Here is a 24,222-nt window from a genome sequence, read left to right as displayed (position 1 = left end):
ACTTCCGGACATTCGCCGTCGCCAGTGCGAGGTCGCGTTTATACTCCACAGCGGAAGCTCTATCCTCAACCGGCAAATGATCGGGACATTGATGGGGACCTTTGCTTCCGGCAGAGCAACGCGCGCTTTTTGTAGCGATCGCTTCATCTGCGTCTCGGGCTTCGGCCGCTTTGATCAGCGCGGCGGATATCAGCTGGTTCCCAAAGGTGCGCCAGAGGCTGCGGCAACGAAACCATTGCTTTTGCGTTGCAACAGGACTACCGCAGCCCGCCAGTTGGAGTAATCGTCTATGGCCAATGATGACGCTGGCAGGCACGCCGATACCATGCAGCCTGCAGTCAAGGAATCGCTTGGCCAGCCCAATCTCAAAATCTTGGTTCTTGGTGCGCTCGGCGTCGTGTACGGGGACATCGGCACCAGCCCGATTTACGCGCTTCGCGAGGCGTTGCACGCGTCGACCGGCGGAAATCAGGCAGGACGGGAGGAGGTTCTTGGCGTCCTGTCGCTGATCGTCTGGGCGCTGACGATTATCGTCACCATCAAATATATCGTTTTCGTGCTTCGAGCCGACAACAGGGGGGAAGGCGGCACGCTGTCGCTGATGGCGCTTGCGCGACGGGGTCTTCCGAAGCGCTCATCGTCCCTGATCCTCTGGGTCGGAATGTGTGGCGCGGCGCTGTTTCTCGGCGACGCCGTCATAACACCAGCAATCTCGGTGCTCTCGGCAATCGAAGGTCTTGAAGTGGTAACGCCGGCCTTCGACCCCTACGTCGTGCCGATCACGCTGATTATTCTGGCCGCGCTGTTTGCGGTACAGCGCTTTGGAACCGGCAGCGTTGCATCGGTATTCGGACCCCTCACGGCACTGTGGTTTCTCGCGATCGGGCTTTCCGGACTGATGCACATCGCCGACGATCCGAGCGTTTTAGCGGCGATAAACCCGCTCTATATCGCATATTTTCTCAGCCATTCGCCTGGCACTGCCTTCGTGACCATTGGTGCTGTGTTTCTTGCGGTGACAGGGGCTGAAGCGCTCTACGCTGATCTGGGCCATTTTGGCCGCAGGCCGATTGTGCTGGCATGGCTGGTGATCGTATTTCCCTGCCTGCTGCTCAGCTATTTCGGGCAAGGCGCGTTTGTTCTTTCCCGAGGCGGGACGATCGGACATCCATTCTTCGAGATGAACCACGGTTGGACGTTGGTGCCGATGGTGGCGCTGGCCACGGCAGCAACGGTGATAGCCAGCCAGGCCGTGATTTCCGGCGCTTATTCTCTGGTGCGACAGGCCGTCCAGCTCAACATGCTTCCGCGCTTCGAAATCCGGCATACATCCGAAATGCAATCCGGGCAGATCTATCTGCCGCGCGTGAATCTGCTGCTCGCATTGTCGGTCATGCTGCTGGTTGTGGGATTTGGTGAGTCCAGCGCCCTCGCATCAGCCTATGGCATATCGGTCACGGGCGAAATGGTTGTGACGACAATCCTGCTCTATGTCGTGATGAGGCGAATCTGGAGGTGGACGCTCCTGCCGGCGCTCGGCCTTACGGTCATGTTCGGGGCCGTCGATGTCGGCTTCTTCCTAGCGAATATCGTGAAAGTGCTCGAAGGCGGCTGGGTGTCGATCCTTGTCGCCGGCGTGGTTCTCGTGGTTATGATGACCTGGGTGCGCGGAACCCGCCTCCTCTTCGAGAAGTCCCGAAAGAGCGAGATCCCGCTCGATTTCCTCGCCGAGCAGATGGCGGCGAAGCCGCCGCACCTTGTGCCCGGCACCGCCGTGTTCCTGACCAGCGATCGCATAAGCGCGCCGGCCGCGCTGATGCACAGCTTGAAGCACTATAAGGTGCTGCACGAGCAAAACGTGATCCTGTCGGTGGTGACTGCGCAGGACCCGACCGTTCCGGACAGTGAGCGGATCAAGATAACGCCGATCAACGATCTCTTTATGCGGGTGACGATGAGGTTCGGCTACATGGAGCAGCCGAACATCCCTAAGGCGATGGCGATCTGCCGCAAGCAGGGCTGGAAGTTCGATATTATGTCGACCTCCTTCTTCCTGTCGCGGCGCTCGATCAAGGCATCACCCAGCTCCGGCATGCCGCTGTGGCAGGACCGGCTGTACATCGGGCTCGCCAGCACCGCTGCCGACGCCACCCAGTATTTCCAGATCCCGACCGGCCGTGTGGTCGAGGTCGGTACCCAAGTTACGGTCTAACCTGCCGCTCTGCTTGAGTTCACAGCCAAGGCACACCGGTGTAATTCCCCCAGTAGCGAAACGGTGCTCCTCCCCAGACATGAACAGCCGGGAAATACGATGTCTTCTTTGTCGATCCATGAAGCCTTCGTGCGCCTGTTGAATGCGTGCTATCTCACCCGGGCGAAGCCGACATTCAAACCCGCTGACGCCCTCGTCTTACGTGGAGTGGAAAAGCGCCAAACGCTGCTATCGTGCGATCGCTGCAAAATACCGGACACGGCGTTTCGGGTGGGGGTCCGGCTGGCCTGGCGGCTGATCCATGTTCGACACGCAGCTTAACTATTCCCGCAGAGTCATACGCCTTTGTGAGCCGTCGGATTCATATATGAATTACTATGAGATCGGCTGGCAGCCCATCTCGAATTTATATCCCTCTTCCGCCAATTCTCCGCCACAACACGGCAGTTCCATCGCGCCCTCTAATTGACGGCCGATGGGTGCTGCGCGCCGATATGATCATATCTGATTGGAGGCCAGGAATGCTTGATCTTCTTTTGCTCGTGATCTGCCTCGGCTTTTCGCTGTTTCCATCCTCTACGGCTTGGCCTGCGACAGGCTTTAAGGAGCACGTCGAAGGAAAGGAAGCCGGCCGCGAAGCTCTTGCTGACAGCCAACCCGCCCGGCCTACATAAGGTCGGAGACATGCACCCTCTACTCCAGGCTTGCTCTTGCTGACCGATGGAGAGAATGCTTTGGTGCCTCCCACGCTGAGGAGTGGACAAATGTCGGACGACCGTGCTGCGGCTGGACACGATGGACTGCCTGAGAAGATCGGCGATTTACTAGGCGCCGTCGTCACTGTTGTGGTCTATGTCGGAATCGCTTGGATGGTGGCCATGGCGTCCGGGTTGATCTAACCGTCAGTACCGCTCCGCCATAAGCGCGGCCATCGGGCACCGAGGAGAAATTGCCGACGGGCCCGATGATCGGCCAAGTCCGCGGCCGACATTGGTCAACGCTCCGGTCATTGCCGTCAGCAGGTCAAGACGGTCGCGGCAAGCAAGATCGTCGCGATCCCCAGATGACGAAGAAAGCTGCGATAAATAGGACGACGCTGCGCTGCATGTCTTGGTCGACAGTGCGGTCGCCATAGCGCACCGGCACGACAGTATGCGGATAGATACTTTGGAAGGCCGGAACCACAACAATCCTGTTCAACAGGTTTTCGGCGGCATTGGCCTGATCCAGGTTGCTGGCGATGCAGCTATTCGAATTTGGCAAACACAGGCATTTCGTCGGGCGTGACCTAGCTTTCCTTTACGTTGGTGTCCTGCGTGTTACCTTGCATCGCGTCGGTGCCGCCAGATGCCGATGCGCCAGCCTGAGCTGGCTCCTTCGGCTCTTTGATCGACTTGGGCGTCGGGGTATCCCTGATTGCCGCTTCCATCGATTTCCGGGTCTCTTCGATCTCCAGCTCCCGCTCGGCTTCGCGCAGCGCCTGATCGAACTGGCTGCGGAACTCACCACTTACACGATTGATCGTCCGCATCATCGCTCCGGCTGACCGCATCGCCTTGGGCAGCTCTTTCGGCCCAAACACGATCAGCGCCACCACGACGATGACGAGCAACTCAATCCCACCGATGCCAAACATCCAAAGGTTCCCTCGCGGACGCTCGTGACTTTCGCCAAAATCAGCCGCGTCAGGGCCACCTGATCTAGAGTCCCGACACTATCGTGTTTCCAGCTTATCACTCTCGGGCCTTCTGATGCGCGCCTTGGTCATGGCGACGGCCTCGAAAACAAGGTCACCGACGCCGAAACGGCCGCCATCAACGTCAAGCACGACTCCTTCCACGGCGAATGGAATTACACAATATCACCCGCCACCCGATGAGGCCGTTTGAAAAAGGATGCCGCGCAAAAATGCCTTGCACAGACAACCAAAAAGCAGCCTGATAGCTACGCGATTTCGGATCGATAGTGATCTTCGAACGCAACGCAACGAAATGGGTTTGCCGGCAGAAGATCGGAAACAGATGGTCGAGGGCTTTTGACGTCCTGGCGGTGGGGCTGATTAGGGAGGAAGAAATGCAAATTTTCCTTAGCATCATCCGCGAGGCCTGGCATTCGGCCTTGCTTAGAATCGACAGTGCCCGGTTGCGACGGCAGGGTAAGCATCTTGGCCATGTCGACCGCAGCGGCTGATTTTTGCCACCATCCGGAAGTCAGCACTCCCGAAAACTCACCGATGAAATTAAGCGTATGGTTTCGTTCGTGCTTACGCAGCGTCGACCAACTTTCGACTACGTCGGCGCCGCGGTGAGCAGCATCAACGCGTTGGCTGGATGAATTTTCATACTCGTCGCTGTTCCGGCCACTGAAGCGTCGGCATCACTCGAAGCTTGCTCTCCGAAATAGCGGGTATCCCCGCCGGATGAAGCAGCAGATCGGCCCGACGCTGAGGGCCAACTGCTGCAGCCAGGGCTTGCCCGGTTGGGAAACTGGCTGCAACCAACATAGCCCCCTCTTACTGGATCGGTGCCTGTGCTTGGCGCTTTTGCGGATTCAGCTCGCGCCGATACCACCAGCCATCCAGGCGAATGATCAGTATCCAAATTGGCAGACCCAGCAGAAACAGGATATCGAAAAGAGAGTCGGCTTTGTCACGGTACTCTTCCTGTCTCATGAACGCGGAACTCCAAACGGGACCAATTCCGCACGCAGTCCGAGTAGCCCACTATCAAGGTGCTGATTGGCACTGATGTCAAATCACGCCTGTAGGCATCCCGAGTATCAGGTGTGAATACGTCCGGGCTGATCGTTCCTCGAAGCAAAGGGCGGCAAGTTGGACGAAATGTCCAACGCCTGCTTGCCCGGTTAGGAAGAGCATGCACGTATAATCCTGCCGGCTATGAAGCGGCGCAGCACCTGCACGATCAGTTTGCGACATAGTGCATTTCATGCTAATGCAAATCATTCTCATTTGCATTAGGGTGAGGCTATGCCCAAAGTCGGTACGTGGTTCCGCGAAAAGATCAACAGGCGCGGACTGCTCTGGGGCGGGATTTCGGCAGCAGGCGGTAGTGTCATCTGCGCAAGCGGAGCATCCCTCGCGCAGTCCGGCCATTCCGGTCATGCGGCCGTTTCGGTGGCCGCTCCGGCTTCCATCCGGGACCACGGCGCTGCCCATGGCGCCATGATCACCGTCGGCGAGGTGGACGATGCCCGGAACGGGTTCGATCCGGCAAAACTGCTGACGGATTGGGAGACGGGCTCGGTATCCACGCTGCCCGACGGCGAAATCCTTCGCACTTTCGAGGTCGAGGCAGTCGACAAGGAAATCGAAATCGCGCCGGGAATCATGTTCCCGGCATGGACGTATAACGGGCGCGTGCCCGGCCCGTCGCTCAGGGCGACCGAGGGCGAGAGGCTGCGGATCGTTTTCCGGAATTCCGGTTCGCACCCGCACTCGATGCACTTCCACGGTATCCACGCCGCAAGGATGGACGGTGTCCCAGGGGCAGGCCTGGTCGATCCGGGAGAAGAATTCGTCTACGAGTTCAATGCCCGGCCGTTTGGCTGCCATCTCTATCACTGCCATGCACTGCCGCTGAAACGCCACATCCACAAGGGCATGTACGGGCTGTTCGTGATCGATCCGGACCCGGCCCGTCATCCGGAGCTTGCCGACGTCACCCGCTCCCGCCTCCTTGGCACGCCCGAAAACGCCGAATGGCAGGAATTCGCCATGGTGATGAACGGGTTCGACACCAATTTCGACGACGAGAACGAAGTCTATGCCGTCAACACGGTCGCGCACGCCTACATGAAGCGGCCGATCAGGATCGTTCGCGACAGGCCCGTTCGCGTCTATCTGGCCAATATCGTCGAGTTCGACCCGATCAACTCGTTCCACCTTCACGCGAACTTCTTCGATTATTTCGAACAGGGGACGACGCTCACGCCGACCTTGAGGACGGTCGACCTGATCACGCAGGTGCAGGCGCAGCGCGGCATTCTGGAGTTTACCTACAGGGACCACGAAACCGGGCTTTACATGTTCCACCCCCATCAGTCGGAATTCACCGAACTCGGCTGGGCCGGCATGTTCGATGTCGTGGAGGCGGTCGCATGAACGAGGCGTCTCCCATCGCCACCGCCGATTCGACACCTGTCGAGGCAAGAAAATCACGCACGGCCCTGCTGTGGCTGATCCTGCCGCTGGCCGCTCTTGGTCTGGCAATTTCCTGGCTGCTGATCGCGGACCCGCTCAAAAACTTCGGCAACGGCGCTCCGCCGGTCGAGAACCTGACTTTCGAGCGGACGATCCTTTCGTCCGACGGTATCCGCATCCTGGTCCGCGCCGGAGGCTCGGAGCCGATGGCCATCGCACAGGTCCAGGTGGACGGCGCCTACTGGCGGTTCACGCAGGAACCCGTGGGGCCGATCGGCCGCGGCGCGACCGCATGGCTGCATCTGCCCTTCCCCTGGGTGCTGGGGGAAGCACACGCCATCAACGTCGTCACCAATACCGGGGCGACGTTCGAACATGAAATTGCTGTCGCCGTGCCGACCCCGACACGTGATGCGACGAGCCTTGCGTCCCAGGCGCTGCTCGGCGTCCTCGTCGGCGTCGTTCCGGTCGCCATCGGGATGATGTTTTATCCCGCGCTGCGCGGCGTCGGCCGCAACGGCATGAATTTCCTGCTCGCGCTGACCGTCGGCCTGCTGGCGTTCCTTTTCGTCGACGCCACGGCGGAAGCATTTGAACTCGCGGGAGAGTCCGCCGCGCTGTTCCAGGGGCAGGCAATGGTCGCGCTCGCGGCCGCGGCAAGCTTCCTTCTGCTGATGACGGCCGGTCGCCGCCGTGGGGTGCCGACTGGGCTTGCGCTCGCCATCTTCATCGCGCTCGGCATCGGCCTGCACAATCTTGGCGAGGGCCTGGCAATAGGCGCTGCTTTCGCGGCGGGCGCGGCAGGATTGGGCACATTCCTGGTGCTGGGGTTCATGCTGCACAACATAACCGAAGGCATCGGCATTTCCGCGCCGATGCTGAAGGTGCGCCCGCCATTGTGGACCTTCGTCGGACTGGCGCTGCTGGCAGGCGGTCCCGCCGTCATCGGTCTCTGGATCGGCAGCCTTGCCTATGCGCCGCAATGGTCGGCGCTCTTCCTGGCTATCGGAGCGGGAGCCATCCTCCAGGTAGTCGTCGAGGTCACGGCATATCTGATGAGATCAGACGGGAGAAGCTCGGCGGCGCTTACGGCGCCGGCCACTGTCGCGGGACTGGCGGTAGGGGTGGCCTTCATGTACGTGACCGCCATGCTGGTAAAAGTCTGAGCTGTCGGATCAAGTCTCGGTCGCAAGCGTCCCACGAAAGCGGTCACCCGATGAAGCGGTAGTGCGCCGGCGGTGCGGTTCTGATGAGGTTTTCAACTGTTTCTGAAATAAACTTATGCAATCATTACACTGGCGTCTCAGCAACAGGTGACCCCATTCCTCTTCAGTCTGTCCGTCCCCGGCGCAGTGACGGCAAGCGCGTGGCGATCACCTTGTCGATACGGCGGCTGTCCAGGTCCACGACCTCAAACCGCCAGCCGTGCGCATCGACGCTCTCACCTGTCTCCGGAAGCCGGTGCAGATACGATAGAACGAAACCGGCGACCGTTTCGTAATCGCGGTTTTCCGACAGCACGATTCTTAGCCGGTCGGCCATTTCGTCAACAGGCATGTAACCTGCTAAAAGCCAAGACCCGTCCTCGCGCTGTATCGCGACAGGACCTTCATTGTCGGCATCAGCGCGAAAGACGCCTGTGATTGCCTCCAGAATGTCGGCCGGCGTGATAATGCCTTCGAAGTTTCCGTATTCGTCATGCACGAGCGCCATCGGAACCACACTCTGTTTGAGGGTTGTAAGCACATCGAGCGCGTCAGCGAGATCATGGACGACAGGCGCGGATCGCACGTGGGCACGGATGTCGAATGGCTTTCCGGATAACATGGCAGCCAGGATTTCGCGGGTCTGCACGACCCCGATCATGGCGTCCACGCTGCCTTCGCTGGCGGGGAGCCGGGAGTGCTGGGTTTCCGTCAGGAGCTGCCGGATCGTCGTATCGTCGGAAGAAAGATTGATCCAGTCGACCTCAGTCCTGGGGGTCATGATCGCCCGCGCCATCCGGTCGCCGAGCCGCATGACGCCGGTAATCATTTGCCGTTCATCCGATTCGAGCACGCCAGCGCCCTCGGCCTCGGCGATCAACAGGTGGATCTCTTCGTCGGTGACTTTTCCCTCGCTCTGCTCCTCTTGCCCAAGGAGGCGCAGGATGGCGCGTCCGGACAGGTCGAGCAGCCATACCAGCGGCGCGCCAAGCCATGCCAGCCACACCATGGCCGGTGCAACTTTGGCTGCGATCCCTTCCGGATTGCGCAATGCAATCTGCTTGGGCACCAGTTCGCCGATGACGAGAGAACCGTAAGTGATCAGCACCACGACGATGCCGACGCCGAGCGCATTGGCAATCCCGATCCGAACGCCCTGCTCCACAAGCCAATTGGTCAGGCGCAATCCCAGAGTAGCACCGGAAAACGCGCCCGAAAGCACACCGACAAGCGTGATGCCGATCTGTACCGAAGACAGAAACTTTCCCGGATCAGAAGCAAGCGCCAAGGCACGGCCGGCGCCGACGACGCCGCGATCCATGAGTGCTCTGAGGCGAGCGGGGCGGGACGAGACGACCGCCAGTTCGGACATGGCAAGCGCGCCGTTGACGACGACGAGAACGACGATGATCGAGAGTTCGATGGCAAGCATGGCAAATCCTTAGAACACTGACACGATCTCAACCAACGGTCAGCGGGTGCGGAGCCAAATCCATGCGGCCGATCGGACATCCAAAATGGTTGTCTACCAATTCGTACGGCCAAGGACCTGCAAACCGGCCGTCCCTTTCAACTGAAAGCGCCCGTGAAAACAAACAGTGCCCCTTTGATGAGGGCAACGATGACACCGCCGACAATGGCGAGCGATGCGACGGAGGTGACAAAACCAGCGATCACCCAGACGCCGTCGCGTTCGAGGATTCCAAACGAAAAAAGGCAGATGGCAAGCGCTGGTGGATTGTTTCCGAGAGGGATGGGCAGAACCAGAATGATCGCCAGAATGAGGCACAGCACGCCGATCCCATACTCGGTCGGCGGTCGCACGAGAGTGTCGAGACGCGGGCGGAAAAGCCGTTCGGCCTTGAGGAGCCAGGGATTGACGCGTTTGACCAGCGCCGCAAAGTCAGCTCGCGCCATCGAACGATCAGCAATCAGCCTGGGCAGCCACGGATGCTTTCCGAAGGCGAGCTGGGCGGCGAGAAACACCAGCGGGGCACCAAGTACGGATGACGTCCCCGGTGGGGCCGGAATCAGGTTCGGAATCGCGAAGACCAGCATCAGCGGACCAAACCCCCGGTCACCCATTGCCTCCAAAAGATTGTCGACCGACACACGATCGCTGCCGGTGTCGTCGGCAATCGCCCGGAGAATCTCAGAAAACGGGCGGCCACGCTTTCGACCCTCACTTCGCGGAGTGTGGACCCCTGTAGCGGATTGGTCTTCGTCAGTCATAATCCGCCTCCGGAGCGACGGCGTGCGGACATATCTCTCTTTGCACCTCGATCGATCGCCGGAGAATGACCTTTCCTTGTGCGGCGACAAATCCATTCGCCGATGTCGCTCCGAAAAACAATGAGGGCTGCGCCTTGCAGCCCTCATTGTTACTTCGCATCACGCCTAGAATTCGATGTCGCCGAAATCACCGCCTTCGTCAAATCCTGCTTCGTCAGGTGCAGCCTTGTTGTCGGCAGTTTCCGCTGGTTCGGCTGCCTGAGCCTGACTGCCGCCGAACATGCCGGCGATCGCATTTCCGAGGAGTACGCCGCCCGCGACGCCCATCGCCGTCTGCGCGGCTCCGGCGAGGAAGCCGCCGCCAGCCCGCTGCGGATAACCTCGGGGGTGCGCATCCTCCGGCGCCGTGGCAGGCGCACGCCCGACACGTGGCACGGAGCCTGGCGCACGCGACGCCTGTCGGCTGTCGCCGAATATGTTGGAGAGCAGGCCGCCGGAGGACCGCCGCGGCCCCGCCTGCTGTTCCAGCTCTTCGATCCGGGCCTGTGCGGCGTTGAGCGCCTGTTCCTGCACGACGATGGTCTGCGCCATGTAGTAGGGCGCGCCGGGCTGCCGGGCGATCTGCTCGCGGATATAGGCTTCGGCCTCCGGATCACGCGACGGTGCTTGACCCTCGACCTTGGCGAGCTTCTCGAACAGGCTTTGGATTGCCTGCTGATCGTTTCTATCCATGGTGATAAACACTCCTCGTATTTTCCGGTCGATCATTCTTCCCGCTGGCCTGTGAAGGTCAGCAGCAGCTGGAAGATGTTGATGAAATTCAGGTAGAGCGAAAAGGCTCCGAAGACGGCGAGCTTCTGCTGCGATTCCTGGTCGAAATTCTCCGCATACTGTTCCTTGATCGTCTGCGTGTCCCAGGCGGTCAGCCCGACGAACACGAGAATGCCGATCACCGAAACGGCGAATTGAAGGGCGGTCGAGCCGAGGAAGAGATTGACGACGCTGGCGATCACCACGCCGATCAGGCCCATGATCAGCAACGAACCGAACTGCGAAAGATCACGCTTCGTCGTATAACCATAAAGGCTCGTTGCGCCGAACATGGTGGCGGCGATGAAGAAGGTGCGGGCGATGCTGGTGCCGGTGAACACGAGAAACACCGACGCCAGAGACAAGCCCATGACCGCGCAGAAGGCCCAGAACATGGTCTGTGCGCCACTTGCCGATATCGATTGCATGCGGAACGAGAAAAAGAGAACAAAGGCCAATGGCGCCAACATCACCACCCATTTGAGCGGCGTCGAGAAGATCGGCACGTAAAGCGCCGGGGTGGTTCCGACAGCGTAGGCGACAAGGCCGGTGACGACGAGGCCAAGGCCCATATAGTTGTAAACGCGCAGCATGTGCTGGCGCAGACCCTCGTCGATCAGGGCGCCGGCGTGACCGTGGGCGGTTTCAAGGCGGTATCCTGGATTGGGCGTCTTCATGTGAATGCTCCTGTTTTGGAATCAGTAGAGTGTATCTGCGAGAGCGATTGCCGCCCGATCGAGTTCGTGCGTGTTGGCTTTATTCGTCACAAGGGCATAAGCGACGTCACCGATCTGCCAATAAGCGGCTGTGACATCGGCTTTATGAACGCTCGTCGCCGGAACGACGTCGAATGAGCCGGGCCGGACCGCGAAAAGCGAAAGCACCTCGAAATCATTCGTCCGGATCGCCATCTCGACACTCGGACCGAATTTGGACGGAAACACCTGGACGTCGGTTACAAGCCAGTCAGCCGGCAATTGCGGCATGACGATTGCGGTGGACGCACGAATTTCCTCGGGATCGTACTCCGGGACCTCGGGCTGCGAGGACATCGCCGCGCGGAGCTGGGTTGTTATATGGGCCATCACGGCATCCTCAACATAGGCTGGTTGTGGTGCGGACGCGATCACCTCCGTGACAGTCAGCGGGCCGAGATAGGCATTGGCAAACCACCCCGCCGCGACAAAGAGGCCAAGTGCGGCGACACGGCGCATCCTACCTAAGAACCGACGCTGAGTGAGCCCGCGTTCAAGCCGGCGTGCGGCATCGTTCGTGGCGTGGCGCGTCATGCGCGGTGCACCAGCCAGCGCAAGCCGCAATTCATCGCGGGTTCTCAGATCGGACATGATGCGTGCGGCCCTGTCCGGATGGTTCGAAAGATACGCCTCGACTTCGATCCGGCGGCCGACATCGAGCTGGTCGTCGACATAGGCATCGAGATCGGCATCGACGATTGGATCAATTGGCTTTGTCATTGCGACCTCCAACGATCTTGAGATGGCTAATCTCAGTCGCGGCGGGACCATCCTCGATTTCGCGCAGGGCGGCGCGGGCCCGGGCGATCCGCGACATCAGCGTTCCAACCGGAATTGCGAGCGTCGCCGCAGCTTCGTCATAGGAAAGTCCCTCGATGGCGACGAGGTGAAGGGCGGCGCGCTGCTCCTCCGCGAGGCTCAGGAAAGCAGTCCTGATCTGGCTCAACCGGACGACGTGATCCTGTGGTGGCAGCAGATGGGCTTCGGCAAGCACCGCTGCCTGTTCGAGGCGGCCGGTTGCCGAATGTCGCGACCGGTAGCCGTCAACAAATACATTGTGAAGCACCGAAAGCAGCCAGGTTCGGAGATTGCCCGCCTGCCGAAATGTCGATTTCCGTTCATAGGCCCGGACCAGCGCATCATGCACCAGATCTTCGGCATCCGCGTCGCTGCGCGTCAACGATCGCGCGTAACGCCGAAGCACGGCGAGTTGGCCGATGACGTCGAAGCGGAGGTTCTTACCATTCATGACTTGTATACGGAGCCGATCGTCATCTTAGTCCGCTGCTCCATGACTTTTTTTCTTCCGGGAGGAAATCGCGGCGGTATCGACACCGCCGGAAGGTGCACAGCCCAGGCGGATCACGTAGCGGCGATAACCTGCGTCACTTCCAAACTGCGCAAGGAGATCGGCCAAACATTGTCCCCTGCGGAACGATTTTACGAGGTCGAATGTAGGGGCGCCTTCGGAACATTGTTGTTCCTTCTCGAGACAACCGACTTCGCGCCGAAACGGCGGCAACAAATCGGAGATTTTCGAGGCACGCGCTTGTTCTTTTCCGGTTTGCCGAGTTCGCCGATCGATCACCGGCGTGAACGGCCCGGTCTTGTCAATGACGTGCAGTCGCGCCATTCTCGGCCGTGACGAGCCGGTCATCTGGTGGGATGTCGGCAAGGTCGGAAACTCACACCCGAACCGGAGACCAAGCCATGAGCAGCATGAGAGACCGTCAGCAAGGCTCCGAAAAGAAGTTTGCAATGGACGAGGAATCGAGTTTCAAGGCCATGGCGCGCCGCAACAAGCTGTTCGGCCTGTGGGCCGCTGAAAAACTCGGCAAAACCGGCACAGAAGCCGACGCCTATGCGAAGGAGGTGGTGAGCTCGGACTTCGAGGAAGCAGGGGACAACGATGTGTTCCGTAAGGTACGCGCCGATTTCGACGCGGCCGGCGTCGCCCAGTCTGATCATCAGATTCGCGGCATCATGGACGAACTGCTGGTGACAGCCGTCGACCAGATCAGAAACGGCTGATTTACGGCCCGTTGCAACGCGTACCACCGCGGCGACTGAAGCGCAGGCGGTACGCGTGATCAATGCAGCTAGCGCACAAAGGCTTCATGCAGCGCGAGGGCGATCAAAGCGGCTCCGGCGAATCCTTCGACCGAACGAATCATCACATTAGACAGACGCGGGCGGCCCTCAACGAAATGCAACAGGCGCTCGCGCAATAGGATCGAAAGGATCGCCACGCCCGATAAGGTGAGCGCGACGCCGATCATCATGGTACCGGCGAACAAAATGCCGGCCGCCGGCACGCCGCGCGCGATGGCAAATGTCATAACGAACAAAGTGAGCGGACAGGGAATCAGCCCGGCCATGACCCCGACTGCTTCGCCTTCATGCTTGTGGTGATGCCCGTGGGTAAGCGCGCGCCAGAGCATCCAGGCGCCGATCAGCCCGAGCAGACCTCGGCTGATGTCCTCGAGCAGTGGCGCCCGGCCGACACTGCCAAGCGCGATCGACACCACTGGCAGCGACAGCACCGCGATCAGCACAGCGATGGTCACATGCGTGAAGGAGAGTGTCAGAGAGGTCAGCAAGCCGCGCGCGATCTTCGCCTCTGATCCGGCAAGATATGTAGCGAGGACCGCTTTGCTGTGGCCTGGCGTCAACGCATGGACGGCGCCGAAGAAAACCCCCATCGGCAGGAAAGCGAGAAAGCCGAGCCAGTTGCCTTGCGCCGAAAGCAGTTTGATCTGCCCGGCGAGCGCTAGGTAGATGTCGCGCTGAAGTTCGACGAGCGTTTGAAGCATGGCCATTATGACGGGGCGCGAGAGGCGATGCGATCACCCACGACAGGGCAATAGGCCGAGATTGCGGCTCTCCGGCAGTAGTGCTGGCCAGCCGAGCTCCACATCGGGAATGTTGTGCGTCCGCCTGTCTCCCGGGACCAGGAGGCAAAGCGGCCGTTCGGCAGGGAAACTGTCATATGTGATCGGTCATGTCTGAATCACATCTATTGGCATTGCAGGACCAATCTCAAGCCGAACTTGCATCGTTTTCGCAGCGTCCGCGCCTGCGGCGGCAAGTAGCTTACATCCAGCTCAAGGTCGCTGCCGCGAGCGCGAGATAGCGAGCGACTTTGGCGATGGTAACGAGCACGAGAAAGCTCCAAAGCGGCTCTCGCAGCACGCCAGCGATGACAGTCAGTGGATCGCCAACCACCGGAACTCAACTCAGCAGCAAGGACCATCTGCCATAGCGATGATACCATTTCGTGGCGCGAGCGAGCATTGCGGGATTTGCCGGAAACCACGGCCGGCCCTTGAAGCTTTCGATGCCGCGACCAAGCAGCCAGTTGATCGCCGAGCCGAGGACGTTGCCAGCGCCAGCGACGGCGATCAGCAAAGCCAGCGGATATTTTCCCGTGAGAATCAGGCCGGCCAGCGCCGCCTCCGATTGCATCGGGAGCATCGTGGCGGCCCCGAGCGCAACGACGAAAAGGGCGGCGTAGACCGCAAGATCACCCAAGCCGAGCAATCCTTCCCTGCTTAACCGCGCTCATTTGGCCATTCGCGGTGCAAGGAATCGATGACGAAGGGATGCGCATGCGCGGTTCCGGAACGGCCAGTCCCCTCCGCCAAATGGGAATGGTCCTCCGCCAGGTCGTCATGCCGATGTTCGATGATCTCCGGGTCGGCAGCCGGCCAAAGCCGGACCGCCGCAAGGATCGCGCCACAGGCAATGCCCGACAGGATGATGAAGGTTGCCGAAAGGCCGAAAGTCGCGCCGAGCCACCCTGCCAAGGGATAGGTGATGAGCCAGCAGGCATGAGAGAGCGCGAACTGGGCGGCAAACAGGGCAGGCCTGTCCTCCGGCTGTGACGACCGCCGGAGCAGACGGCCTGACGGGGTTTGAGCAATCGAATAGCCGAGGCCCAACGCGAACCAGAGCGGAAGCAGCGAGTTGAAGCCGGGGACGGCCGCGCCGACCAGCAGCCCTGTCGCCAGAATGATGATGCCGCCCAGCATGGCCGTCCGGTCCGGAATCACATCCAGCAATCGGGGTAGCGTCAGCGCGGCGAGCATCGACCCCCCGCCGAAGGCGGCCAAAGCGACAGCGGTAGCCTGCTGCGTAAGGCCGAACTCGCCCTGAACGAGAACCACCGTGTTGACGATCACCATCGCGCCGGCAGCGGCGACAGCCATGTTGATCGCCAGAAGGCCACGCAGCCTCGGCGTTGCCAGATAGATGCAGATGCCGCGCGTGGTGCGGTCGTAAATGCCGCGCCGCGCGGAAGCTTTCGGACTGGGCAGGCTGACCGAAACGACGAGCGCCGCCGAGATCAGGAACCCGACCACCGTTCCGGCGAAAAGACTATGGAAACTGACGACCGTCAGAAGGGCGGCGGCGAGCATCGGACTGATCAGGCTCTCCAGATCATAGGCGAGGCGCGAGAGGGAAAGCGCCCTCGTGTATTCCTTCTCGTCCGGAAGAACGTCGGGGATCGTCGCCTGGAACGTCGGCGTGAACCCGGCCGATGCCGCTTGCAGGACGAAGATCAGGACGTAGACCTGCCAGATTTCCGTGACGAAGGGCAGAAACACCGCCGCCGCCGCCCGGACCAGATCGAGGCTGACCAGCATCGCGCGGCGCGGGAGTCTCTCGGCAAAAGCTGCCGCGATCGGCGCGATGCCGACATAGGCGATCATTTTGATCGCGAGCGCGGTTCCGAGGACCACGCCGGCCTCGCCGCCGGCCAGCTCGAATGCGAGCAGCCCGAGCGCCACCGTCGCCAAGCCCGTGCCGATCAGTGCGATCACCTGAGCCATGAACAGGTGGCGGTAGGTCCTGTTTGAAAGAATGCCCAGCATGTCGGACCTCAGAGGTACTTCGTGATTTCCTTGAACTCATCGATTGACTGGCGACGGTCCTTCGGCAAAGGCCCGACCGCTGCTTCGAGACAGTGATCGAGGTGATCCTGGATCAGCGTCCGCTTCGCCTGGCCAATTGCTTTTTCGACCGCGTGGAGCTGTTGGGCAATGTCGAGACAGGGCCGGCCGCTCTCGATCATCCCGATGACGCTGCGGATGTGGCCTTCGGCTCGCCGCAATCGCTTGACAGTCTCGGGGTGAGAGGCGTGAGTGTGATCGGGCATGCCCGCTTGCTATCCTCCGGGAGGGGATGTAGTCAAGCGAGCTTTCGGCGCGGCAAGCGTCGTAACGAAACGTTAAGCGCAAAAGGATACGTCTCGTTAATGATGGCTGCCCGGTACAACATGGCTGCGTTTCGCGCCCTGCTGATTGGCGTGCTTTGTCTTGCGATCATCGTCTTTCCGATCGCGGGGACATCATCTTTCGCCGCATCCCAGCATCCGGCCGAATCCGCTGTCGCCGCTGCTTCCGGCTTTTACCATCATCATGGCCATTCCCATGACGATGATGAGATATCCGATGGCAGCCCCTCTCATCAGGAACGCCACGCTGCGGATCACTCTCATGAAATACCCGGTGCCGCCGATTTCATGCGATTTCGGATAGATGGACCGACCACCTCTTGGCGGATTGAGATTTCCGGCAGCGGCGGGCCGACGCGTTCATCCGGCATCGACAGGCCGCCGAGGAGAGCGTTCACAATCTGAGCGCGGCCGACACGGCCAATCCTCCCCTACGAATCTCACGGACACTCATCATGCATATACTGCCGCTTCATAGCGGCTGGCGGGCCTATTGCGCGCCAGAACGGCTTTCATTGCTCCTCCTGCTTACGCTCCTCATGATCCCCCTGTTCACCGGACTTGCCTCGGCTCATGCCGTGGCCGAAGGCGACAAGGGATACATCCAGGAGATCACTGGCATCCATCTCCTCCCATTCATGTATCTCGGCGCCAAGCACATGGTGACGGGCTACGACCATCTCCTGTTCCTGCTCGGGGTGATCTTTTTCCTCTACCGCCTGCAGCACATCGCCATCTACGTCAGCCTTTTCGCCATCGGCCATTCGACGACGATGATCCTGGGCGTCTATTTCGGCTGGAACGTCAGCGCCTACCTGATCGACGCGATCATCGGCCTGTCGGTCGTCTACAAGGCGCTCGACAATCTCGGCGCGTTTCAGCGCTGGTTCGGCCATCAGCCGAATACCAAGCTGGCGACGCTGATCTTCGGCTTCTTCCATGGCCTCGGCCTCGCGACCAAGATCCTGGAGTACGACATCGCTCCCGATGGCCTGCTGCCGAATTTGCTCGCCTTCAATGTCGGCGTGGAGATCGGTCAACTTCTGGCGCTCGCCGCCATCCTTATTCTCATGGGTTACTGGCGACGGACGGCGAGCTTCTGGAAGCACGCCTACACCGCAAACGTCCTCATGATGACGGCCGGATTTGTGCTGATCGGATATCAGCTCACCGGATACTTCGCTGCATAAGAAAGGAAACGACCATGTACAACTCCAATGTTCCCACCGCCGCCGAATTGCCAACCTCGGCGCAGCTGTTGAAGTCTACAGCCTTCGCGATCGTCGCGGCGGCCGCGATCCTCATCACCGTCGTCCTGCCGTCCGAATACGGGATCGACCCCACCGGGGCCGGGCGGATTCTCGGCCTTGCTGACATGGGTGAAATCAAATCTCAGCTTGCCGAAGAGGCGGAGGCCGACAGGCTCCGCGATGTGCAGACCGCACCGCAGCCGGCCAGCGTCACTCCGGATCAGGAATCAAGTCTCATGGGACGCATCTTCGCCGAACTCGTGGTCGGCTCGGCCGCCGCCCAGGAAGCGCGGTCGGACGAAATGTCGATCACCCTAAAACCTGGAGAAGGCGCGGAGATCAAGCTGGTGATGGTCAAGGGCGCGACGGCGAACTATGCGTGGACCGCCAACGGTGCCGAGGTCAATTTCGACACCCATGGCGACGGCGGCGGAGAATCCATCTCCTACGAGAAAGGCCGCGGTGTGGCCGAGGACGAAGGGGTTCTTGAAGCGGCCTTCGACGGTAATCACGGCTGGTTCTGGCGCAACCGGACCGATGCCGACGTAACGGTGACGCTGAAGACCAACGGCGCCTACACTGACATCAAGCAGATGTTGTAGGAAACGCTCCATAGAGATGGCCTGCTGGAGTTCCCGCGCCCCGGCAGGCCGGTCTTCGCCCGGACGTTCATAGTCGTGAGCGACCACGCTCCCCTTGCCGGAACCGTGATCGGCTTGCTTGCTTCGGCAGCACTAGCCGTCTCTGTCATGAAGCGGTCGCCAGATGTCCTGGTTGCGGTTGCGCTCCCTGAAATCCTGTGAGGTAAGGGTGCTCGATCTTGGAGCCTATCAGTTGGCAGCGATGGAACTCGCCACGACCAATCCCTCTCCTCCCGGTGAGGCCGGGAACTTCAAATTGACGAATTGCTCGCGCCCGCCGGCGATCAGAATATAGACCCTAGATATCTGCATCTCGTCACGTTTTTCGTCGATCTTCTCGGCATCGGTCCGGGTGAAGAAACTCTTCAAGAACGACTCGTGATCGAGATCGATCATGGTGATGGTGCATGTCTGCACCGCCTTTCCGTCCAACCTGGCTTTCGTCACCCCGACGACGGCTCCCTTCGGCATGGTGTCGTCAGCTGCACCTCCAGGCTTTCACGGCATCCACGTTCGCGATGGGGGTCCCAAAAGAGCTTTCGGGAACCGGTGTCCATCCAAGCCTCCCGGCGGCTTCTGTCGTCCGGTCGAAATCAGGGCCGTGCGCCAGGCAGGTGCTGTGGAACGCTTCCAGCGCCCGCTCGACATCGACCCCGGCGTGCGCCGATGAAGTCAAGAAAGCGGCAGCGAATAACATGAGGAGGAAACGAGGCGACATTTCACGCTCCGAGCCAGCCGAAAGTGATCGACAAGCTTTCCAACGTTTTGCCTGTGCGATCGATCCATTCTGGCAAAACGCTCCGAACGGCAAGGCTGCATCATCGTTCCTCCGGCGGCTTGAGGTGCCGGAATTGCATCAGCAGCAGCAGATCATAAACGATCTTTAGCGCACCGCAGATCAGGAGGGGCCATGCCCGGAACGAGGCAGCGAACAGAGCGCCCGCCAGGGCGGGACTGGCTGCGGCAGCCAAACTGCGCGGGACCGATGTGAAGCTCGCGGCGGCTGCCCGCTCCGCCTCCGTGACAACCGCCATGACGTAAGACGAGCGCGTCGGGACGTCCATCTGCGAAAGCGCGGCGCGGATCAGAAGCAGGGTGAGCGCCAGAGGGAGCGTCGGCGCAAGCGCCGCCAGCATCAGGGCGATGCTGGACGGAATGTGTGTGAACACCATCGTGTTAATCAGTCCGATGTGCCGGGACAGCCAAGCTGCAACGGGGAATGAGAACGCCGAAAGCAAGCCGGACCAGAAGAAGAAAAATCCCGCTTCCGTGAGCGACAGGTCGAATTTTTCGAATAGCCACAGGGCAAGCAGCGACTGGACGACAAAGCCGCCGGCAAAAGCATCAAGGCTAAAAAGGGCCGCAAGCTTGATCACAATATTGCGCGAGGGACCGAGCGCGGACGCGGTGCCGGAGCCCGACGTTGGACGGCGCTGCGGGATGCGCGCGTAAAGGAAGCCGCCGAGCAGACCCAGCAACGCGTAGAGCACGAACATCGCCTTGATGCTGGTGAGTTGGTCGAGGCCGACTGGAGCCAGAAGATCGGGGGTTGCCGAAGCGAGCGCACCAACGGCGCCTGCGAGCGCACCCACAAGGCTGTAACGCGCGAACATGTTGGTCCGCGCGGCATCAGTGACCTCACGTGTGAGCACGGAATGTTCCAATGGCACGAATACGCTGACGCTGCCGGCCGATGGGTTGATGGTGCCTGCGAACGCGATAACCAAAAGCAGGGCATAGTCGTGGACCACAGCAAAGGCCACGCCCGTGGCGACCATCAGACTGGCGGCGGCAAGCAGGAGTTGGCGGTGATCGTATCGTGCGCCAAGGAACCCGACGCCGATGGTCAAGAGCGCCGAACCGAGAAGCGACGTGGTCGCTATGACGCCGACCTGCAGAGGCGCTAACCCTAATGCGAGGAGATAGACCGGCAACAGAACGGCGACGAAACCGTCGCCGATGTCGCGCAGGGCTCGGGTCGCAAAAAGGAACGTCACCGGGTGAATTTGCAGCACTGGTCTAACCTGTTCTCATCACCTGCGTCGGCACCTTCGGCCTGGGCAGCATCGCTCGATGACGCCGAAGATCATGGCGGAGTCGCGTTAGACACTCCAGCGAGGCGAATAGCGGCTTCAGTCCTCAGGCTGCCGCCAACAACACTGGTCGGATCATGCGTGACGGCTTGCATCGACCGGAAACGCAACCGGCGACATATTGCACGTGGCTGTCAATGTCGGGAATGGGCCTAAAACTTGCCGGTGGTCTTGCATCGGGAAATGTCCGACTAGGGTCATGGGCGTGAATTCGACAGGGGCCCGGGCTGTTCGCCGGACACCGTAAAGTTAACCGAGAGGTGACGGATTTCTGCGATCAGGGAGGCATGTCGAAGATTGCCCGTGATCCGCTCTATCGTCGCCACCGGTTCCCCGCCGAGATCATCGCCCATGCGGTGTGGTTATACTTCCGCTTTCCACTCAGCCTGCGCATGGTCGAGGACATGCTGGCTGCCCGTGGCATCATCGTCACCCACCAGACGATAAGGACATGGGCGGAGAAGTTCGGCCGCCATTTCGCCAATGAGATCCGGCGTCGGTCGGCCGGTCGCCTCGGTGACAAATGGCACCTCGACGAAGTTGTCGTCAGCATTGCAGGCACAAAACACTGGCTGTGGCGGGCGGTCGACCAGGAGGGCTTCGTCCTCGACGTTCTGGTGCAAAGCCGCAGAAATGCCAAGGCTGCAAGGCGCCTGATGCGAAAGTTGCTGAAGCAGCAGGGCCATGCGCCACGCGTGATGATCACCGACAAGCTCGGTTCCTACGCCGTGGCCGGCAGAGAGATCATGCCGGACGTCGAGCATCGCCGGCACAAGGGGCTGAACAACCGAGCCGAAAACTCCCACCAGCCCACCCGACGACGAGAAAAGATCATGAAGCGCTTCAAGTCAGCGAGCCAGCTTCAGCGTTTCGTCTCCATCCATGACCCGATTGCCAATCTGTTTCACTTTCCCAGCCACGCCATTTCATCCTCCGACCATCGTGATCTTCGCAGTGCAGCCGTGGCAACCTGGCGCGAAATTGCACATCTCGCTGCCGCCTGAAAATCAGCTCCGTTGGCCTGACCGCATTCCCTCGCCAATAACTTTACGGTGCCCTGCCAGTACATCCGTGGTCAACGCCGTGGTTCAAAGGCTCGAACAGAGCGACATGCGCGCCGAATAAGCGCTATACATTCGCTGTCGGAAAATTCGGTGCTTCATGGCGGGTCGAAGGTCGCGGACCTATGTCGATCGGGACCGCGAAAGCCAAATCGGCCAGATCCACGCAATCTATATACATGTCTCGATGCACATTCAATCAAGGCTCAATAGGTTTGGTTCGTAATTGCGGATTAATATAGTCTGTTGTCGGCAAAATTAAGAGGGATGAATTACAATAAAATTGCTTATTGCTCCGCTTTTCGGACGTCCAAAAGCGTCGGTAACAACGACTGATTTACATTTCAAATATTTTCGGATTGAGGAATTAAAAATTTGGCACTCCTATCATTCGAGTGCCAAAGGGGCTATGTTAAGTGTTGCAGTCGCTCTATGTGCGGCGGCAGAAAGAACCCCCAATGAAATTCCGGCCACTCCACGACCGCGTCGTCATTCGGCGCGCGGAAGGCGATACCAAATCCAAGGGCGGGATCATTATTCCCGACACCGCCAAGGAAAAGCCTCAGGAAGGCGAAGTGATCGCCGTTGGGCCCGGCTCGCGTGACGAGAGCGGCAAGCTGATCCCGCTCGACGTCAAGGCCGGCGATCTCATCCTGTTTGGCAAATGGTCCGGCACCGAGGTCAAGATCGACGGCGAGGATCTCCTGATCATGAAGGAGAGCGACATTTTGGGCATCGTCGAGAAGACCAAAGCGGCCAAGAAAGCCGCCTGACCGGGCGATTTCCGATCCCGCAATTTCAAGACTGAACTGGACGTAAAATCATGTCTGCCAAGGAAATCAAATTCGCTACCGATGCCCGCGACCGGATGCTTCGCGGCGTCGAAATTCTGAACAACGCCGTCAAGGTGACGCTCGGCCCCAAAGGCCGCAATGTCGTCATCGACAAGGCCTATGGCGCGCCGCGCATCACCAAGGATGGTGTCGCCGTCGCCAAGGAAATCGAGCTTGCCGACAAGTTCGAGAACATGGGCGCCCAGATGGTGCGCGAAGTGGCCTCGAAGACCAACGACCTTGCTGGTGACGGCACGACGACAGCCACGGTGCTGGCCGCTTCCATCCTGCGCGAAGGTGCCAAATTCGTTGCCGCGGGCATGAACCCGATGGATCTCAAGCGCGGCATCGACCTTGCTGTGGCTGCCGTGGTGAAGGACATTCAAGCCAGGGCCAGGAAAGTCAAATCTTCGGACGAGATCGCCCAGGTTGGTACGATCGCCGCCAATGGCGACGCGTCGGTCGGCGCCATGATCGCCAAGGCGATGAACAAGGTCGGCAATGAGGGCGTGATCACCGTCGAAGAAGCCAAGACAGCCGAAACCGAACTCGATGTCGTCGAAGGCATGCAGTTCGACCGTGGCTATCTCTCGCCCTATTTCGTCACCAATGCCGAGAAGATGCGCGCGGAGCTGGAGGACCCTTACGTTCTCATCCATGAGAAGAAGCTCGGCAATTTGCAGGCGTTGCTGCCGATCCTCGAAGCTGTGGTGCAAAGCGGTAAGCCGCTGCTGATCATCTCGGAAGACGTCGAAGGCGAGGCGCTGGCGACGCTGGTCGTCAACAAGCTGCGCGGCGGCCTCAAGGTCGCAGCCGTCAAGGCGCCAGGCTTCGGTGACCGGCGCAAGGCGATGCTGGAAGACATTGCCGTGCTCACCGCCGGCCAGATGATTTCCGAGGATCTCGGCATCAAACTCGAGAACGTCATGATCGACATGCTCGGGCGGGCTAAGCGCGTGCTCATCGAGAAGGATACGACCACGATCATCGACGGCGCCGGCGAGAAAGCCACCATCCAGGCGCGCGTCCAGCAGATCAAGTTGCAGATCGAGGAAACGACCTCGGATTACGACAAGGAGAAACTCCAGGAGCGGCTGGCGAAGCTGGCTGGCGGCGTTGCTGTCATTCGCGTCGGCGGCGCGACCGAGACGGAAGTCAAGGAAAAGAAGGACCGTATCGATGATGCGCTGAACGCCACTCGTGCAGCCGTGGAAGAAGGCATCGTTGCCGGCGGCGGTGTTGCGCTTTTGCGCGCCAAGGCAGTTTTGACTGAGCTTACTGGCGCGAATGCTGACATGACGGCAGGTATTTCGATTGTGCTGAGAGCACTTGAAGCGCCGATCCGCCAGATTGCCGAGAATTCCGGCGTTGAAGGTTCGATCGTCGTCGGCAAGCTCTCCGACAGCAAGGATCACAATCAGGGCTTCGACGCCCAGAACGAAGTCTATGTCGACATGATCAAGGCCGGTATCGTCGACCCCGCCAAGGTCGTTCGGACGGCCCTGCAGGATGCCGGCTCGATTGCCGCGCTCCTGATCACCGCTGAAGCAATGATCGCGGACATTCCGCAGAAGGTTTCGCCCGCTATGGGTGGCGCAGGAGGTATGGGCGGAATGGGCGGAATGGGCGGAATGGACTACTGAGCGGCACCTGAGAACGACGGAAGGCCAGCGACGCGGGCACATGCGAGCCGATATCTCGGCGATCATCGGTTCGCTCGACATCGTGTTCGGGC

General features: G+C 60.2%; 28 protein-coding genes and 1 pseudogene. 14 read left to right on the top strand and 15 right to left on the bottom strand.

The window, feature by feature from the left end; all coding sequences use genetic code 11:
- From G6N73_RS36475 to G6N73_RS38100, 4 genes are all read left to right on the top strand, one after another.
- A partial coding sequence (locus G6N73_RS36475; protein WP_206079149.1) for a hypothetical protein occupies nucleotides 1-283 on the top strand: 283 nt, incomplete at its 5' end.
- Nucleotides 284-325: 42 nt separating this feature from the next.
- Nucleotides 326-2,212 carry a potassium transporter Kup gene (locus G6N73_RS29020; RefSeq protein WP_246252665.1) on the top strand — a complete coding sequence of 629 codons (1,887 nt, stop codon included), beginning with the start codon at nucleotides 326-328 and terminating at the stop codon, nucleotides 2,210-2,212.
- Nucleotides 2,213-2,733: 521 nt separating this feature from the next.
- Nucleotides 2,734-2,886, top strand: coding sequence for a hypothetical protein (locus G6N73_RS29015; protein WP_165033447.1), 153 nt, complete (start codon nucleotides 2,734-2,736; stop codon nucleotides 2,884-2,886).
- A gap of 90 nt (nucleotides 2,887-2,976) precedes the next feature.
- The gene (locus G6N73_RS38100; RefSeq protein ID WP_281352990.1) at nucleotides 2,977-3,111 is read left to right on the top strand and encodes a hypothetical protein; all 135 of its coding nucleotides are present in this window, start codon (nucleotides 2,977-2,979) and stop codon (nucleotides 3,109-3,111) included.
- 389 nt (nucleotides 3,112-3,500) lie between these two features.
- Here G6N73_RS38100 and tatB read toward each other — a convergent pair whose 3' ends face one another.
- On the bottom strand, nucleotides 3,501-3,848 hold the full coding sequence (gene tatB, locus G6N73_RS29010; protein WP_165033446.1) for a Sec-independent protein translocase protein TatB: 348 nt from the start codon (nucleotides 3,846-3,848) through the stop codon (nucleotides 3,501-3,503).
- Nucleotides 3,849-4,177: 329 nt separating this feature from the next.
- Between tatB and G6N73_RS29005 the strand changes: the two genes are divergently transcribed.
- Entirely contained in the window at nucleotides 4,178-4,402 is a 225-nt protein-coding gene (locus tag G6N73_RS29005; RefSeq protein WP_165033445.1) for a hypothetical protein, read from the top strand.
- 322 nt (nucleotides 4,403-4,724) lie between these two features.
- On the opposite strand, the gene G6N73_RS29000 is transcribed toward G6N73_RS29005, so the two are convergent.
- Complete coding sequence (locus G6N73_RS29000; protein WP_165033444.1) at nucleotides 4,725-4,883, bottom strand: hypothetical protein; 159 nt, start codon at nucleotides 4,881-4,883, stop codon at nucleotides 4,725-4,727.
- Between the two features lie 315 nt (nucleotides 4,884-5,198).
- Here G6N73_RS29000 and G6N73_RS28995 point away from each other — a divergent pair, with 315 nt between their 5' ends.
- Together G6N73_RS28995 and G6N73_RS28990 are read left to right on the top strand one after the other, a co-directional pair.
- Nucleotides 5,199-6,332 (top strand): multicopper oxidase domain-containing protein, encoded by a 1,134-nt coding sequence (locus tag G6N73_RS28995; protein ID WP_165033443.1) that lies wholly within the window; start codon nucleotides 5,199-5,201, stop codon nucleotides 6,330-6,332.
- Nucleotides 6,329-7,537: a ZIP family metal transporter gene (locus G6N73_RS28990; RefSeq protein WP_165033442.1), complete on the top strand. Its 1,209-nt coding sequence runs from the start codon at nucleotides 6,329-6,331 to the stop codon at nucleotides 7,535-7,537. The genes G6N73_RS28995 and G6N73_RS28990 overlap by 4 nt, the downstream gene beginning before the upstream one ends.
- A gap of 163 nt (nucleotides 7,538-7,700) precedes the next feature.
- On the opposite strand, the gene G6N73_RS28985 is transcribed toward G6N73_RS28990, so the two are convergent.
- The 7 genes from G6N73_RS28985 to G6N73_RS28955 form a co-directional block, all read right to left on the bottom strand.
- Nucleotides 7,701-9,008, bottom strand: coding sequence for a hemolysin family protein (locus G6N73_RS28985; protein WP_165033441.1), 1,308 nt, complete (start codon nucleotides 9,006-9,008; stop codon nucleotides 7,701-7,703).
- Between the two features lie 137 nt (nucleotides 9,009-9,145).
- Complete coding sequence (locus G6N73_RS28980; protein ID WP_165033440.1) at nucleotides 9,146-9,808, bottom strand: exopolysaccharide biosynthesis protein; 663 nt, start codon at nucleotides 9,806-9,808, stop codon at nucleotides 9,146-9,148.
- A 165-nt stretch (nucleotides 9,809-9,973) separates the two neighbouring features.
- Nucleotides 9,974-10,540, bottom strand: coding sequence for a DUF2076 domain-containing protein (locus tag G6N73_RS28975; protein WP_165033439.1), 567 nt, complete (start codon nucleotides 10,538-10,540; stop codon nucleotides 9,974-9,976).
- Nucleotides 10,541-10,572: 32 nt separating this feature from the next.
- A complete protein-coding gene (locus G6N73_RS28970) occupies nucleotides 10,573-11,295 on the bottom strand; it encodes a Bax inhibitor-1/YccA family protein (protein ID WP_165033438.1) in 723 nt (240 codons plus the stop codon).
- Between the two features lie 21 nt (nucleotides 11,296-11,316).
- Nucleotides 11,317-12,093: an anti-sigma factor family protein gene (locus G6N73_RS28965; protein WP_165033437.1), complete on the bottom strand. Its 777-nt coding sequence runs from the start codon at nucleotides 12,091-12,093 to the stop codon at nucleotides 11,317-11,319.
- Entirely contained in the window at nucleotides 12,077-12,622 is a 546-nt protein-coding gene (locus tag G6N73_RS28960; RefSeq protein WP_165033436.1) for a sigma-70 family RNA polymerase sigma factor, read from the bottom strand. Before G6N73_RS28960 ends, G6N73_RS28965 begins: the two co-directional genes overlap by 17 nt.
- Before the next feature lie 27 nt (nucleotides 12,623-12,649).
- Entirely contained in the window at nucleotides 12,650-13,006 is a 357-nt protein-coding gene (locus G6N73_RS28955; protein WP_165033435.1) for a hypothetical protein, read from the bottom strand.
- Nucleotides 13,007-13,083: 77 nt separating this feature from the next.
- On the opposite strand from G6N73_RS28955, the gene G6N73_RS28950 reads away from it, so the two are divergent.
- Entirely contained in the window at nucleotides 13,084-13,404 is a 321-nt protein-coding gene (locus G6N73_RS28950) for a DUF1476 domain-containing protein (protein ID WP_165033434.1), read from the top strand.
- Nucleotides 13,405-13,472: 68 nt separating this feature from the next.
- Here G6N73_RS28950 and G6N73_RS28945 read toward each other — a convergent pair whose 3' ends face one another.
- The 4 genes and pseudogenes from G6N73_RS28945 to G6N73_RS28930 all read right to left on the bottom strand — a co-directional run bounded on the left by G6N73_RS28945 (nucleotide 13,473) and on the right by G6N73_RS28930 (nucleotide 16,531).
- Nucleotides 13,473-14,186, bottom strand: a complete 714-nt coding sequence (locus G6N73_RS28945; RefSeq protein WP_165033449.1) for a HoxN/HupN/NixA family nickel/cobalt transporter — start codon at nucleotides 14,184-14,186, stop codon at nucleotides 13,473-13,475.
- Between the two features lie 280 nt (nucleotides 14,187-14,466).
- Nucleotides 14,467-14,904, bottom strand: a pseudogene (locus tag G6N73_RS28940) (YqaA family protein).
- Nucleotides 14,905-14,924: 20 nt separating this feature from the next.
- Nucleotides 14,925-16,247 (bottom strand): MFS transporter, encoded by a 1,323-nt coding sequence (locus G6N73_RS28935; RefSeq protein WP_165033433.1) that lies wholly within the window; start codon nucleotides 16,245-16,247, stop codon nucleotides 14,925-14,927.
- An 8-nt stretch (nucleotides 16,248-16,255) separates the two neighbouring features.
- Nucleotides 16,256-16,531: a metal-sensing transcriptional repressor gene (locus G6N73_RS28930; RefSeq protein ID WP_165033432.1), complete on the bottom strand. Its 276-nt coding sequence runs from the start codon at nucleotides 16,529-16,531 to the stop codon at nucleotides 16,256-16,258.
- Between G6N73_RS28930 and G6N73_RS28925 the strand changes: the two genes are divergently transcribed.
- The 3 genes from G6N73_RS28925 (at nucleotide 16,514) to G6N73_RS28915 (ending at nucleotide 18,461) form a co-directional block, all read left to right on the top strand.
- Nucleotides 16,514-17,014: a hypothetical protein gene (locus G6N73_RS28925; RefSeq protein WP_165033431.1), complete on the top strand. Its 501-nt coding sequence runs from the start codon at nucleotides 16,514-16,516 to the stop codon at nucleotides 17,012-17,014. The genes G6N73_RS28930 and G6N73_RS28925 overlap by 18 nt on opposite strands.
- A gap of 134 nt (nucleotides 17,015-17,148) precedes the next feature.
- Nucleotides 17,149-17,799 carry a HupE/UreJ family protein gene (locus tag G6N73_RS28920; RefSeq protein WP_246252664.1) on the top strand — a complete coding sequence of 217 codons (651 nt, stop codon included), beginning with the start codon at nucleotides 17,149-17,151 and terminating at the stop codon, nucleotides 17,797-17,799.
- Nucleotides 17,800-17,813: 14 nt separating this feature from the next.
- Complete coding sequence (locus tag G6N73_RS28915) at nucleotides 17,814-18,461, top strand: transmembrane anchor protein (protein ID WP_165033429.1); 648 nt, start codon at nucleotides 17,814-17,816, stop codon at nucleotides 18,459-18,461.
- Nucleotides 18,462-18,689: 228 nt separating this feature from the next.
- Here G6N73_RS28915 and G6N73_RS28910 read toward each other — a convergent pair whose 3' ends face one another.
- Nucleotides 18,690-18,971 carry a hypothetical protein gene (locus tag G6N73_RS28910; RefSeq protein WP_165033428.1) on the bottom strand — a complete coding sequence of 94 codons (282 nt, stop codon included), beginning with the start codon at nucleotides 18,969-18,971 and terminating at the stop codon, nucleotides 18,690-18,692.
- A gap of 347 nt (nucleotides 18,972-19,318) precedes the next feature.
- On the bottom strand, nucleotides 19,319-20,515 hold the full coding sequence (locus G6N73_RS28905; protein WP_165033427.1) for an MFS transporter: 1,197 nt from the start codon (nucleotides 20,513-20,515) through the stop codon (nucleotides 19,319-19,321).
- 365 nt (nucleotides 20,516-20,880) lie between these two features.
- Between G6N73_RS28905 and G6N73_RS28900 the strand changes: the two genes are divergently transcribed.
- The 3 genes from G6N73_RS28900 to groL all read left to right on the top strand — a co-directional run bounded on the left by G6N73_RS28900 (nucleotide 20,881) and on the right by groL (nucleotide 24,130).
- On the top strand, nucleotides 20,881-21,597 hold the full coding sequence (locus tag G6N73_RS28900; RefSeq protein WP_165033426.1) for an IS6 family transposase: 717 nt from the start codon (nucleotides 20,881-20,883) through the stop codon (nucleotides 21,595-21,597).
- Nucleotides 21,598-22,112: 515 nt separating this feature from the next.
- A complete protein-coding gene (locus tag G6N73_RS28895) occupies nucleotides 22,113-22,427 on the top strand; it encodes a co-chaperone GroES (protein ID WP_095491317.1) in 315 nt (104 codons plus the stop codon).
- Nucleotides 22,428-22,477: 50 nt separating this feature from the next.
- On the top strand, nucleotides 22,478-24,130 hold the full coding sequence (gene groL / locus G6N73_RS28890) for a chaperonin GroEL (RefSeq protein WP_165033425.1): 1,653 nt from the start codon (nucleotides 22,478-22,480) through the stop codon (nucleotides 24,128-24,130).
- The last annotated feature ends 92 nt before the right edge of the window (nucleotides 24,131-24,222 follow it).

The sequence above is a fragment of the Allomesorhizobium camelthorni genome (assembly GCF_011045125.1).
In the GTDB taxonomy this organism is placed as follows: Bacteria; Pseudomonadota; Alphaproteobacteria; order Rhizobiales; family Rhizobiaceae; genus Allomesorhizobium; species Allomesorhizobium camelthorni.
The sequence above is the reverse complement of the archived record's forward strand: the minus strand, read 5'-3'. Positions and strand labels throughout refer to the sequence as shown.